The sequence below is a fragment of the Streptomyces sp. NPDC047886 genome (genome assembly GCF_043204435.1).
In the GTDB taxonomy this organism is placed as follows: domain Bacteria; phylum Actinomycetota; class Actinomycetes; order Streptomycetales; family Streptomycetaceae; genus Streptomyces.
In genome coordinates this window covers 357,479-370,417 of sequence record NZ_JBIDCF010000003.1, presented here as the reverse complement: position 1 = coordinate 370,417, position 12,939 = coordinate 357,479, and the positions used below count along the sequence as shown (strand labels likewise).

11 protein-coding genes, 2 tRNA genes and 1 pseudogene are annotated in these 12,939 nt (G+C 71.8%); 7 read left to right on the top strand and 7 right to left on the bottom strand.

Translation table 11 applies throughout. The features are described from left to right. Positions 1-103: 103 nt before the first annotated feature. Complete coding sequence (locus ACGF5U_RS13295; RefSeq protein ID WP_392710228.1) at positions 104-547, bottom strand: SSI family serine proteinase inhibitor; 444 nt, start codon at positions 545-547, stop codon at positions 104-106. Between the two features lie 207 nt (positions 548-754). Here ACGF5U_RS13295 and ACGF5U_RS13290 point away from each other — a divergent pair. Both ACGF5U_RS13290 and ACGF5U_RS13285 read left to right on the top strand, forming a co-directional pair. Further along, positions 755-845 (top strand) — tRNA-Ser (locus ACGF5U_RS13290). Positions 846-1,050: 205 nt separating this feature from the next. Continuing rightward, a tRNA-Arg gene (locus ACGF5U_RS13285) sits at positions 1,051-1,123 on the top strand. 153 nt (positions 1,124-1,276) lie between these two features. On the opposite strand, the pseudogene ACGF5U_RS13280 reads toward ACGF5U_RS13285, so the two are convergent. The 3 genes and pseudogenes from ACGF5U_RS13280 to ACGF5U_RS13270 form a co-directional block, all read right to left on the bottom strand. Continuing rightward, a pseudogene (locus ACGF5U_RS13280) lies at positions 1,277-1,450 on the bottom strand (site-specific integrase); the annotation flags it as partial. Positions 1,451-1,662: 212 nt separating this feature from the next. Then, complete coding sequence (locus tag ACGF5U_RS13275) at positions 1,663-2,289, bottom strand: hypothetical protein (RefSeq protein WP_392710656.1); 627 nt, start codon at positions 2,287-2,289, stop codon at positions 1,663-1,665. 438 nt (positions 2,290-2,727) lie between these two features. Then, positions 2,728-3,705: an SGNH/GDSL hydrolase family protein gene (locus ACGF5U_RS13270; RefSeq protein WP_392710226.1), complete on the bottom strand. Its 978-nt coding sequence runs from the start codon at positions 3,703-3,705 to the stop codon at positions 2,728-2,730. Between the two features lie 490 nt (positions 3,706-4,195). On the opposite strand from ACGF5U_RS13270, the gene ACGF5U_RS13265 reads away from it, so the two are divergent. The 4 genes from ACGF5U_RS13265 to ACGF5U_RS13250 all read left to right on the top strand — a co-directional run bounded on the left by ACGF5U_RS13265 (position 4,196) and on the right by ACGF5U_RS13250 (position 7,427). After that, positions 4,196-5,056, top strand: coding sequence for a DUF2797 domain-containing protein (locus ACGF5U_RS13265; RefSeq protein WP_392710224.1), 861 nt, complete (start codon positions 4,196-4,198; stop codon positions 5,054-5,056). A gap of 239 nt (positions 5,057-5,295) precedes the next feature. Continuing rightward, positions 5,296-5,655: an antibiotic biosynthesis monooxygenase family protein gene (locus ACGF5U_RS13260; protein ID WP_392710223.1), complete on the top strand. Its 360-nt coding sequence runs from the start codon at positions 5,296-5,298 to the stop codon at positions 5,653-5,655. Beyond that, positions 5,612-6,643 (top strand): amidohydrolase family protein, encoded by a 1,032-nt coding sequence (locus ACGF5U_RS13255; RefSeq protein WP_392710222.1) that lies wholly within the window; start codon positions 5,612-5,614, stop codon positions 6,641-6,643. The genes ACGF5U_RS13260 and ACGF5U_RS13255 overlap by 44 nt, the downstream gene beginning before the upstream one ends. Positions 6,644-6,653: 10 nt before the next feature. Beyond that, on the top strand, positions 6,654-7,427 hold the full coding sequence (locus tag ACGF5U_RS13250; protein WP_392710220.1) for a response regulator transcription factor: 774 nt from the start codon (positions 6,654-6,656) through the stop codon (positions 7,425-7,427). Between the two features lie 262 nt (positions 7,428-7,689). Here the strand turns inward: ACGF5U_RS13250 and ACGF5U_RS13245 are convergent, their stop codons facing one another. The 3 genes from ACGF5U_RS13245 to ACGF5U_RS13235 all read right to left on the bottom strand — a co-directional run bounded on the left by ACGF5U_RS13245 (position 7,690) and on the right by ACGF5U_RS13235 (position 12,262). Beyond that, positions 7,690-9,696 (bottom strand): fibronectin type III domain-containing protein, encoded by a 2,007-nt coding sequence (locus ACGF5U_RS13245; RefSeq protein WP_392710219.1) that lies wholly within the window; start codon positions 9,694-9,696, stop codon positions 7,690-7,692. A gap of 481 nt (positions 9,697-10,177) precedes the next feature. Next, a complete protein-coding gene (locus ACGF5U_RS13240; protein ID WP_392710218.1) occupies positions 10,178-11,776 on the bottom strand; it encodes an MDR family MFS transporter in 1,599 nt (532 codons plus the stop codon). A 9-nt stretch (positions 11,777-11,785) separates the two neighbouring features. Further along, positions 11,786-12,262, bottom strand: coding sequence for a MarR family winged helix-turn-helix transcriptional regulator (locus ACGF5U_RS13235; RefSeq protein ID WP_392710217.1), 477 nt, complete (start codon positions 12,260-12,262; stop codon positions 11,786-11,788). 453 nt (positions 12,263-12,715) lie between these two features. Here ACGF5U_RS13235 and ACGF5U_RS13230 point away from each other — a divergent pair, with 453 nt between their 5' ends. After that, entirely contained in the window at positions 12,716-12,937 is a 222-nt protein-coding gene (locus ACGF5U_RS13230) for a hypothetical protein (RefSeq protein WP_392710215.1), read from the top strand. Positions 12,938-12,939 lie beyond the last annotated feature (2 nt).

Here is a 12,939-nt window from a genome sequence, read left to right as displayed (position 1 = left end):
GTTGTGTGCGCGCGGCGTACGCCCCCGGCACACTATTTCCGCTTCGTCCCAGGTTCCGCTACGACGCGTCTGTCCTGACCAGCATGGACAGCGGCCGGTTCCGCTACGACCGGGCCATCGGCAGGACCGGCTGGAGGTTCTCCCAGCGGGAGATCTCGCATCCGTTGGTCCTGGCGAAGTGGGCGTCCACGCTGCGGCCGCGCCAGGTGCCCTTGACGTGGGCGGTCGCGGGGCCGCCGTGCTGCTGGGTGCACATCCGGTCCTGCGGCACGGGTGCGAACGGGTCCTGGCCGTTCTTCGACAGCTCGGCCAATCGGGCGCACGCCTTCTTCGCGGCGGGGTGGGTGCCGCCGGCCCGCGCGCCGTCGCACCTCAGCTCAAACGTTCCGTCGGCCCTCGGGTTCCCGGAGTCGGCGACGGTCACGGTCAGCGCGTCGGACGGCGACAGCAGCGGCAGGGGGAGTGGCCCGACGGCCACGGCGGCCGACGACGAGGCCCCGAGGGCGAGGGCGGAAGCGACGGTGGTGAGGGCGAGACGGCGCAGCATACGAACTCCAGTGGGTACGAATCCGCGGGGACGCCGGATCGGCCGGGCGCCCCTCACCCCTCTAACGCTGCACCGGCCGTGGCGTTGCGCAACCGGAAGCCCTTTGCCCTGCGCCCCGCCCGCCTTGTACCGTGGACAGCGATTGGTGACAGCCCCCTGGGCTGTGTCATCATCTGCACGCACCACTCGCGCTCGCGCGGGTGGGCTGGAGGCGTCGCCTAGTCCGGTCTATGGCGCCGCACTGCTAATGCGGTTTGGGTCTTAAAGCCCATCGAGGGTTCAAATCCCTCCGCCTCCGCACCACCCGAAGCCCCGGCCCCACGGCCGGGGCTTCGGCCGTTCCCGGCCCGTCCCGCGATCGGTGCAGGTGGGCGTTTGTCCAGGTCAGGCAGGGTTTGGGTAATGGATTTCGCGTGACGGCGCAGGTCATGTAATGTTGTTCCCGCAACGCCGACCGGGCCGAAAAGCCCGGAAGGAAAGCCAGGGAGTAAGATCACTGGCAGGCACTCGTAGCTTAACGGATAGAGCATCTGACTACGGATCAGAAGGTTGCAGGTTCGAATCCTGCCGAGTGCACACAGATGAGAGGCCCCGGAGAGATCCGGGGCCTCTTGCGTTGCCGGGCCGTACAGCAGCGAAGTGCAGCAACCGCGCTGATCGCTGTCAGCCAGTCCCGCCCATCGCGTCGGGCAGCTTGCCGAGCGCATTGCGTACGTCGTGTCGCTCGTTCCACGTCAGGCCCAGGACCTCACCCCGGCGGAGCCCGAGGCACAGCACGAGCACCCATGCCGCGACGAGGTGGTCATCACGGGCGGCGGCGTCGGCGAGGAACCGCCCGGCCTCAGCGAAGGGCCGGGGCTTGATCCGGCGGCGACGCGGCGTGGGGACCTTCACCAGGGAGGAGCGACGTTCTTGCAGTTCCTCCACCGCCCACACCAGGGTGTCCGGGTCCGCCTACGACTGCCGGGGGGTCGCGGCGCTCAGCGTGAGGTGGTAGTGCGTCGCCCGGAACCGTACGGCGCGAAGAGGGTGATGCGGGTCCGCGGTGCGCCGTGCCGGCGGCGGAGGGGAAAGGCGAGCGTCGTGCACGTGCGCTCGGTGGGTCAGGAAACTGGTCATAGTGTGGGTGCCAGGTCCAGTGCCCGTCCCAGGGCGGCAGTGACGGCGGCAGCGTGTTCCGGCAGGTGTTGTTCAGCCCAGCTTCCGGCAAGGCTGAGGAAGTCCTGCAGATCCTGCTGGGCGCCCGCGACGAGCCTGCGTACCTGGTCTACCGACAGCTCGATCACCGGGCTGCCGTCCGTCCCATGGACGTCGAGCGTCAGCCGGACGATGTCGCCCACGCGTTCGGCCACCGAGGACGGATCGTGGCCGAAGGAGGAGCAGCCGGTGCCGCCGAGCACCTCCAGCCAGTCTCGCCAGGTCTCCAGGCCGTTGCAGCAGCCCGGCTCGATGAAGACGGTGCCGGTGGTGCTGTCGGTCACCCGGAACCCTCCGGCGGCGAACAGATCAGGCATGGTGAGCAGCCCGTGCAGGAACGTGCCGAGCGGGTCGGTCGGGCACGGCCCGTGCTCCTCCTCCGGCTCGAAGTCGTTGCAGTCGGCGATCCGCATAACCGCCGTGCCGACCTCCGCCGGAGTCAGCTCCCCGTTCAGCACGAGGTAGCCATAGGACTCGTGCTCGCCAACCGGCCAGAGCGCGAAGTCGTCGGCAGCGTAGATCTCCAGAACGGGTTGCATCACCATCACATGGGGAGGATGCCGGACCCACTGCTACACCGCCACGGGCTTGCAGCTGCTGCATCGGGCTCGGAGCGGCCCCGCTGTCCGGGCGGTTTCGCGGTGCGCTCCGGGCAGGCGGCGCCGACATGGCGCATGGTGGTCTGCGCGTTGATCCCGAAAGGCCGCATCAGCTTGAGGGGATCATCGGTGGCAACCGCCTCGTGCGCATGCGGTCTTGCCGCGGGCCGACGAGCGTGACGTTCCTTGTCGATGCCGGCCAGCAGCGGTAGCGGTAGGCGAGTGCACAACGGTTCAGAGGCCCTCAGGAGAAATCCCGAGGGCCTCTGTCGTATGCCGTGACGGTGGTGCTGACGGCAACGGCCTCGCGGTGGGGTGTTCGAGGTGCGGTGTGCGAGGTGGGGTGGCCGGGGTGGGGTGTTCGAGGTGGGGTGGCTGGTGGGGTCAGGGCGCGCTGATGGCCGCCAGCATCGCCGTGGTGACGCGATCGGCGGTGTTGCGGTGGCCCTGGGCGTTGGGGTGGACGAAGGCCGGCTGATCGGGGACGCGGGTGAAGACGCCTTCCACCCACTTGTCGGTGTCGCAGACGCTGTGGTTCGCGGACGGGCCGTAGAGGTCGACGAAGCTGGCGGCGTCCTGGGAGCCCGCCGACTTCTCGATGGCCTTGTTGAGGGGTTCCAGGACGTCGGTGCGCAGCCAGTCCAGATCGCCACGGGTGATCGAGCCGAACTGTTCCAGGTTGTTGTACCGGCACGTGGATGTGTCCTGGGGGATGACCGTGGGGTAGCCGACGGCCAGGATCTTCGCGCGTGGGGCGCGCTCGTGGAGCACCTTGAGCATCTCGTCGTAGTCCCCGCTCACCTTGGTCAGGCGGCTCGGGATGTCGTCCGCCAGAGCGTCCTTGCACGGGGTGCCCGCGCCGTCGCCGCCTCCGCCCCATCGCAGGCACTGGAAGAGGATGTCGGCGAAGCCGAGGGTGTTGCCGCCCGCGCCGACCGTGATCACGTCGGTGTCGGGGCCCACCGCCTCGGACTGGGCGGGCACCGGCGGGAAGGGGTAGTCCGGGTCCTGGGAGAACGGTGGCAGTTGGCGGCCGATCGGTTCCTGGGACTTGAAGGTGACGTTCTCGACGGTGGCGCCGCCGCAGCTGATGTTGGTCAGGTCGAAGAGCGAGCCGAGGTCGCGGTCGATGACCTGGGGGTAGGACCGGTCGGTGCGTTCGCAGCCGTCGCGGGGCACTTCGAACGTGTCGCCGGCGGCGGGGATGACCCCGGCGGTGTAGGAGTCGCCCAGGGCGACCCATTTGTAGGCCGCCGCCGCTGCGGCCGGTTGTGCCCCGGTGAGCTGTGCGGGTGCGAGGGCGCCCGCGGTGAGGGCGACGGCTGAGCCGAGGATGGCCAATCCGGTGCGCGAACGTGCCATGAATCCTCCAGGGATGCGGTGTCGGTGGCACTTCGACCGTAGGGGCCTGATTACTCGGCGCACTAGATCCAATGCGGACAGTCACTGTCCGTGCGGGTCCGGGGGTGGACGGTGGGGCTGCGAAGGCGGTTGTCCCGACGGGTTCGACATTCCGACCGCATCTGACTGACACCGGATGGATCCGGCACGGAACGTGCGTGGCGAAGACAGGTTTCCGGCCGGTCGTACGAACACGGTTGGCGCCACCGCCCCAGCGGGGTGTCCCGTTCGCGATCTTGCGCGTGTGCGGGCGGGCGGTCGGTTGGTCGGTCCTGGACGGCTCGCCTCCGGTCGGCAACCGGTCCGGTGCACCGACTCTGACGGCGACGGCGCCACACACGGACGGTGGCTAACCTGGGCGACCGAGGCAGGAGGCCCGCGTCTGCCGCCCGCAAGGGGGTTGGTGGCGGGTGGCGGTGGCGCTGGCGTGACGGACGGGGGTGACGGGGCGGTGAGCGCGTGGACGTGCCGAGGGGCGCGGTGGGCGGGGGGCGCGCCCGAGCTGCTGTGGGAGCGGGGCCGGGTGAGCGGGCTCACGTACGGGCAGGAGGTCGCGTTCCGGGCGGCCGGAGAACGGCGCTGTCCCGGTGCGCGGGGCAATCCCTGTCCGGTCGCTGCCGTCGTCGCGGCGCGGAGCACCGGGGGGCTGTGCCCGGAGTGCGCGCGGCTCGACCGGATGCACTCCGTCGCCTCCGACACCGTCGCCGACGATCCGCGGGTCTACCGCGTGTACCTGGCCTGGTTCGGGCCCGGCATGGTGAAGGTCGGCATCACCGCCGAGGAGCGCGGCGACACCCGACTCCTCGAACAGGGGGCCGTGGCGTTCGGCTGGCTCGGCCGCGGGCCGCTCATGGCGGCGCGGCGCACCGAGGAGGTGCTCGGCGCGGCCCTGGGCGTACCCGACCGGATCCCGTACGCCGCGAAGCGGGTCGCCCGGGTCGGCCTGCCGGACGGGCCCGCGCGGGCCGGCGAGGTGGAGCGGCTGCACCGGGCCGCCGTCGCCGTGCCCGGGTGGGCGGACACGCTGGAGCCGCTGCCGTTCCAGGTGCGGGACCACACCGGGGTGTTCCGGCTCGGGGCGCTCGACCGGGTCGACGGGGTGGTGCGCGAGCTGGTCGTGGGCGGGTGCGTCCGTGGCACCCTGACCGCCGCCGCCGGGCCCGACCTGCATCTGGTCGCGCCCGACGGGCGCCGCCTGGTGCTGGACACCCGGCTGGTCGCGGGCTGGCCGCTGGACCGTGCCGGGAGTGGTGACGCGGTGACCGTCCCGGTGGTCGCGGCGGCCCCCGGCGTGCAGGACGGGCTGTTCTGACCGCCGGCTCGTCCCGGCTGTGGGCTGTTCCCGGCGATGAGTTGTGCGCGGCGGTGGGTTGTTCGTGGCGACGGGTCTCGCGTGGTGGGGGCGGTTCGAGGTGGTGGGCGGTTCGTGGTGGTGGGCGGTTCGTGGTGGTGGGGCCTTCGCGGTCGGGGCGACGGATCCCGGGTAAAGACTTGGATCCCGTTCGCTGATCGATCTGGACACCCCCGTGCCCCTCGGCCGAGGGTGGGTGCATGACTCATGAACTGGTCGGCGGCCTCGAACCGCCCTATTACACCGTGGTGTTCACCAGCGTCCGCCGGGACGACGGGCAGGACGCCGACGACGGCGACGGCAAGGGGTACGCGGACGCCGCCGTCCGCATGCTGGAGCTGGTCCGGGACGTCCCCGGCTTCCTCGGCTACGAGACGGCCCGCACACCCGGCGGGATCGGGATCAGCGTCGGCTACTTCCGCGACGAGGAGGCCATCGCCGTCTGGCGGGCCGACCTGGAGCACCAGGAGGCCATGCGGAACGGCCGGGAGCGGTGGTACGAGCGGTACAGCGTCCATGTCGCCAAGGTCGAGCGGAGCTACGGGTTTGACCGGGGCTGAGCCCCGGTCCCAGCGCGAGAACACGGACGAGGCGGCGCTGATCAGGGGCTTCGCGGACCGGCTCGGCCTGCCCGGACTCTTCGACGTGCACACCCACTTCATGCCCGAGTCCGTGCTGCGCAAGGTCTGGGCCTACTTCGACGCCGTCGGGCCGCTGACCGGAGTCGAGTGGCCCATCATGTACCGCGAGGAGGAGGACCGGCGGGTCGAACTGCTGCGGGAGTTCGGGGTCCTCGGCTTCACCTCGATGATCTATCCGCACAAGCCGGGCATGGCGGCCTGGCTCAACGAGTGGGCCGCCGGGTTCGCCGCGCGGGTCGACGCCTGCCTGCGGACGGGCACCCTGTATCCGGAGCCGGGGGTCGAGGAGTACGTCAGGGAGGCCGTGGACGGCGGGGCGCGGATCTTCAAGGCGCACCTGCAGGTCGGCGACTTCGACCCGTGCGATCCCCTGCTCGCCGGGGCCTGGGGCGTACTGGAGGACGCCGCGGTCCCCGTCGTCGTCCACTGCGGCTCCGGGCCCGCGCCCGGCACGTACACCGGGCCGGGACCGGTCGGGCGGCTGCTCGCCAGGCACCCGCGCCTGCGGCTGGTCGTCGCACACATGGGCATGCCCGAGTACACCGACTTCCTCGACCTGGCGGAGCGGTACGACGAGGTCCGGCTCGACACGACGATGGCCTTCACCGAATTCAGCGAACGGCTCGCACCCTTCCCCGGGAGCGAGCGGACCCGGCTGCGGGACCTCGGGGACCGGATCCTGCTCGGGAGCGACTTCCCGAACATCCCGTACGGGTACCTCCACCAGCTGCGGTCGCTGGAGCGGCTCGGGCTCGGCGACGACTGGCTGCGCGGCGTCTGTTACGGGAACGGCGCCCGGCTGTTCGGGGCGCCCGCGCTCCCCCGGTCGCCCGTGCTTCCCCCGGCGCCCGCGCTTTCTCAGGAGATTCACAGGAAGCCGCAAGGGATCTCTCAGTCCCGGACGTGAGCGTGGCAGCATGACCACGACCTCGCCCCAGGGGCGTACCGAACTGCTCAGGCCCGACGGCAGCCCCGTGCGGGTGCTCGTCGTGGACGACGAGGCGTCGCTCGCCGAGCTGCTGGCCATGGCCCTGCGCTACGAGGGCTGGCAGGTGCGCAGCGCCGGGGACGGCACCGGCGCGGTGCGCGCGGCCCGCGAGTTCCGGCCGGACGCCGTCGTGCTCGACGTGATGCTGCCCGACCTGGACGGGCTGAGCCTGCTGGGGCGGGTGCGGCGGGTGCTGCCGGACGTGCCCGTCCTGTTCCTCACCGCCAAGGACTCCGTCGAGGACTCCGCCAAGGACTCCGTCAAGGACTCCGTCGAGGACCGGATCGCGGGGCTCACCGCGGGCGGCGACGACTACGTCACCAAGCCGTTCAGCCTGGAGGAGGTCGTGGCGCGGCTGCGCGGCCTCCTCCGGCGCTCCGGCGCGGCGACGGCGCGCGGCGGGTCCTTGCTGGTCGTCGGGGACCTCACGCTGGACGAGGACAGCCATGAGGTGACCCGCGGCGGCGTCGGCGTCCATCTGACGGCCACGGAGTTCGAGCTGCTGCGGTTCCTGATGCGCAATCCGCGCCGGGTGCTCAGCAAGGCGCAGATCCTCGACCGGGTCTGGTCGTACGACTTCGGCGGGCAGGCCAACGTGGTCGAGCTCTACATCTCGTACCTGCGACGGAAGATCGACGCCGGGCGCTCCCCGATGATCCACACCCGACGCGGGGCCGGGTACCTCATCAAGCCGGCGGAGTGACGGTGCCCCGCCGAGCGGGCCGGGGAGCGGGCCGAGCGGGCCGAGCGGGCCGCCGGTCTTGACTACTGGCGAGCGACACGGCGATCGGCGAGGTCACGCTCCCGGACACGAGCTCGGGCGCGGACTGGTGGATGGAGCCGCGTCGTGACACATGGAGCCGCCGGCCCGGGAACAGACCGGCGGCTCGGTGGCTCGGTGGCTCGGTGGCTCGGTGGTGCGCGGGACCGGGCGGGTCGGGCCCGGCCCGGTCAGTCCGGTGCTGTCAGCCCCACTTGACGTAGACGTTGGTGGTGGCGCCGGAGCCGTTCGCGTCGACGGCCTCGACGAGCAGGCTGTACGTGCCGTTGAGGAAGCCCATCGGCGGCTCCCAGGTGACGGTGGTGTCCGTCGTCGTGACCCAGCTGGTGGAGAAGTTGAAACCGGCGATACGCCACCGGTAGCCGGTCAGGGGGCGGTCCGGCTCGGCCGCGTGGGGCGCCATCGTGAAGGTCAGCGGGCCCTTGTGCGCCTCGCAGTCGGAGCTGAGGACGCACACGGTGTGCGGCGGCAGCAGCGTCACCTGCGGGGCCCTGGGCGTGTAGGGCACGGCCGCGGCCTGCCGTACCGCCTTCGCGATGCCGGAGGGCGCGGACTCCCGGCCGTTCTGGTCCAGGGAGACCACGTAGTACTCCGCGTACCCGGCGGGCGCGTCGACGTCGGCCGCGCCGTAGCCGCCGATGGTGTAGGCGTAGGCCGTCCAGGCGCCGTCGGTGGTGGTACGGCGGTACGCGCGGTAGCCGCGCACACCCTGGTCCGCCGGGTTGGTCCAGGACACGGCGGTCGAATCGGTGTGGACCGCGGCGGTGACGTTCGTGGGCGGCAGCACGTTCGCCGGGGCCGGGCGGATGGCGAGGACGCCCGTCATGGGCGACGTGTTCCCGTACGCGTCCACGGCGAAGACCCGGTACGCGTACTGGATGCCGGAGGAGGCGGCGGCGTCCGTGAAGGAGTCGCCGGTCGTCACGGAGGGACCGTCGGGGTCCTCGTCGCCGAGCGGCGCGGCCCACACCTCGTAGTGGACGGTGTCGTCGGTGTTGCGGGTCCACTTGAGGGTGTTGCCGGCTGTGCTGCTGGTCGCGGTCAGCCCGCTGACCTGAGCGGGCGGGGTGGTGTCCGGTTCGCCGGTGTCCGTCGTGACGGACGGTGCCGACTCGTTGCCGGCGGCGTCGAACGCCGTGACCCGGTAGTACCAGCGCTGCTTGATGTCGGCGGTGAGGTCGCGGTAGGCGGTGTCCGAGAGGGTGGCGCCGAGCGGGCTGACGGCGGTGAACGGGCCGGTGGCCGCGTCCGACCGGTGGACGCGGTAGCCGGTGGCTCCGGCGGCCGCCTGCCACGCCACCCGCACGCTGCCCGTGTCCACCGTGGCGGTCGGGTTCGCGGGGGCGGGCGGCGGGGTGCGGTCCTCGCTGGTGACGGAGACCGCGCTGGAGGCGGGGCCCAGGTTGCCGGCCTTGTCGACGGCGCGCACGACGTACTGGTACGCCGCTCCCGTGGCGGGCGGCGTGTTCAGGAACGTGGTCGCGGCGGCCGTGGCCGTACCGACCTGGGCGTAGGCGGCGGAGCCCGTACGCCGGTAGACGCGGTAACCGCCGAGGTCCATCTCGGCGTTCTTCCGCCAGCGCAGGGTCGTCCTCAGCGCCGTACGGTCGTACGCGGCGGTCACGCCGGTGGGCGCGAGCGGCGCGACCTTGTCGACGGTGGCCGAGGTCCTCGGGACATAGGTGAACCCGACGCTGGCGGCGCCGGTGTACGCCACGAAGTCGACGCGGATCGTGTGCCGGCCACGCGGGATCGTGAGGTTCACCGACTTCCGCTGGGTGGTGGAGACGTTCCGCCACATGTCGATCTTGCGGACGCCGTCGACGTAGACGCGGATGCCGTCCTGCACGGCGGCGTTGAGCGTGAACGGGCCGCCGGAGCCGAAGTCCCGGGAGACCGTCCAGCGGCCGGAGAAGTTGTCCTTGGGCAGGGTGACGCCCGCGGGGTCGCCCAGGCCGTAGTTCTCGTTGATCGCCGCGTCGCAGCCGGTCAGCCTGGGCGTACCGGACAGTGTGGTGTTGGCGAAGAACTGCACCCGCCACACGTTCGGCGCGCAGGTGACAGCGGCGTTGGCGGAGGTGACGGGAAGGACCAGGCTCGTGAGTGTCGCCGTGCCGATCACGGCGGCGGCCGTGCGTACGGCGCGCGGACGAAGGGCCCGCAGGCGCGAGGCGCGAAGGCGCTTGGCCATCTGTGAAGGTCGCTCTCGGTTCGGTCGGAAGGCACCGGGAATGTGGGGGGAGCGCCGATCGCGATGATCGCATGGCCGGTGACGGTCTGTCAGCCCTTGGCCTGAGAAGGCGTGTCGCGTACGTGTCAGCCGGGCCGGCACCACGCCAGCAGTGTCAGCAGTGTCAGCCGGGCCAGCCGGGCAGCCGGGCAGCCGGGCCAGGAACGCCAGCTCGGCCAGCCGTGTCAGCCGGGCCAGGAACGCCAGCCGTGTCAACCGGGCCAGCCGGGCCAGGAACGCCAGCCGGGCCAGCCGTGTCAGCCGGGGCAGCCAGCCGGGCCGGCCGGGTCAGGTGTGTCCGTCGCGTCCGGGCCCGGGACGGGGCGCGGTGGGCGTCCCCTGCCCTGCCGCACCCCGTCACCGGGGCCCGTCTCCGCACCGGGGGCGCCGCCTCCGCTCGGAGCTGCGCGCCCGGGGGTCCGATCGCCCGCGACACCCGGCGTTACGCGCGCGCCTCTTCGCCCGCCGGGGCTTCCGGGCCTGTCGTCTTCAACGCGACCTCCTTGATGAACAGGGTCACCAGGAAGGCGAGCAGGGCGAAGGGCGCCGAGTAGAGGAAGATGTCGCCGACGCCGTGCCCGTACGCGTTCTCCATCACCGTGCGGATCGGCGCGGGGAGGGCCGCCAGGTCCGGGATGCCGCCGCCGCCCGTGCCGCCGTGGCCCAGTGCGGCGCCCTGCGGGCCGAGTGCGGCGAGCCCGTCCTGGACGTAGTGGGTGACCCGGTTGCCCATGACCGCGCCCAGGGCCGAGACGCCGACGGCGCCGCCCAGGGACCGGAAGAAGGTGACGACCGACGACGCGGCGCCGAGGTCCTCGGGCGGGACCTGGTTCTGGGTGCACAGCACCAGGTTCTGCATCATCATGCCGAGTCCGAGGCCGAGCACGGCCATGAAGACCGCGACGTGCCAGTACTCCGTGTCGTACCGGATCGTGCCGAGCAGTCCGAGCCCCGCCGTGACCAGCACACCGCCGGTGACCAGCCAGCCCTTCCAGCGTCCCGTCCGGGTGATGACGAGGCCGGACACGGTGGACGAGACGAACAGGCCGGCGATCATCGGAATGGTCATGACCCCGGACATCGTGGGCGACTCGCCCCGCGCGAGCTGGAAGTACTGGCTGAAGAACACGGTGCCCGCGAACATCGCGACACCGACGAACAGCGAGGCCAGCGACGCCAGCGTGATCGTCCGGTTCCGGAACAGCCGCAGCGGGATGATCGGGTCGCCCGCCCGGGACTCGACCCACAGGAAGACGGCGCACAGCAGCACGGAGCCGCCGACCATCCCATACGTCTGCCAGGACACCCAGTCGTACTTGTCGCCCGCGAACGTCACCCAGATCAGCAGCAGCGAGACCGCCGCGCTGATGAAGAAGGCGCCGGACCAGTCGACCTTGACCCGCCGCTTCACCACGGGCAGCCGCAGGGTCTTCTGCAGCACGATCAGGGCGAGGACGGCGAAGGGCACGCCGACGTAGAAGCACCAGCGCCAGCCGAGCCAGTCGGTGTCGGTGATGACGCCGCCGAGCAGCGGCCCGCCCACCGTGGCGACGGCGAACGTGGCACCCAGGTAGCCGCTGTAGCGGCCGCGCTCGCGCGGCGCGATCATCGCGGCCATCACGATCTGCGCGAGCGCCGACAGCCCGCCGACGCCGATGCCCTGGACGACCCGGCAGGCGATCAGCGCGCCCGCGCTCTGCGACAGACCGGCGGCCGCCGAACCCAGCACGTAGATGATCAGCGCTATCTGGACCAGGAGCTTCTTGGAGAAGAGGTCGGAGAGCTTGCCCCACAGAGGGGTGGTCGCGGTCATCGCCAGCAGTGAGGCCGTCACCACCCAGGTGTAGGCGCTCTGGCCGCCGCCGAGGTCGGAGATGATCTCGGGAAGGGCGTTGGAGACGATGGTCGAGGACAGGATGGCGACGAACATCCCGAGCAGCAGCCCGGAGAGCGCCTCCATGATCTGGCGGTGCGTCATGGGCGCGCCGTCGGCCGGATCGGCGTGGCCGGCCCGCACACCGGTGGGTGTGGTCGTAGCCATGGGGTTCCTTTACGTGTGGGTGCGTGGCGTTCGGGTGTACGGGCCCGCGCTCTGGGCGCGGCAGTCGCCGAAGGACGCGCGGAGCCGGGTGAGCAGCGCGATCAGCTGTCCGACGTCGGTGTCGGACCAGTCCGCCAGGTGGTGGGCGAAGGCGTCGGCCGCCCGGCGGCCGAGGTCGTCGACGAGGGCCTCGCCCGCAGGGGTGGGACGCAGGATGCGGGAGCGGCCGTCGCCCGGGTCGGGCAGCCGCTCGACCCAGCCCCGCTCGACCACATGGGCCACATGCCTGCTGGTCACGGAGGCGTCGATGCCCATGAGCTCGGAGAGCCTGCTCATCCGCATCTCCCCGTACCGGTCCAGCAGGGACAGGACGGCGGCGGAGCCGGGCGGGCACTCGGCGGGCAGCAGCCGCGCGATGCCCCGCTTCACGGCGCCGATCGCGCTGAGCTGCCGGGCGAGTTCCTCGTACTGACTCCGCGCCGCCATGGCCGCGCCCCCTCCTAGTTTGTTGCTTAGGGCAACGATAAGAGTCGATGGTTGCTACAGGCAAATGAAAACCGGGCGAACGCGACTAAAGACCTGGCAAAGGAAGGTGATCTCCCCGCCGTACCGGGGGCGAGACCGTGCCGGGGGCGAGGCCGTACCGGGTGCGACGCCGCCCCCGCCCGCCGCACTCCGGCGACGCCCTGGCGGGACCGGGGGGAATCCGGGTGGGGGAGGGGCAGGGGCAGGGGCTCAGGGGCGATCCGGCGGGGGTCAGGGTCGGAGTGATCCGGGCGGACTGGGGCCGCATCCGGGGCGGATCCGGAGGTGTCGCGGGGCGGATCCGGGCGGATGCGGGGTGGATCCGGGTGGATACGGGGGTGATGCGGGGTGGATCGGGGGGTGATCCTGGGGCGGGGTGAGCGGGTGGCCTCGGATTCGCTAGGGTCCTGGACCATGGCACACAACCCGCACGCCCCGCAGGGCCCCGAGGGCAACAGCAACTACGACCCGGCGGGCAGCACCCAGATGTTCCGCGCCTTCGTCGACGAGGGCACGCCGCAGCGGCAGCAGCCGGCGGCGGCTGTCCAGTCGTCCGGCCCCCGTGTCGGCCTGATCGTCGGCGTCGTCGCCGTCATCGCGGTCGTCGCCGCGGTCGCCTGGCTCGCCCTCGGCTGACC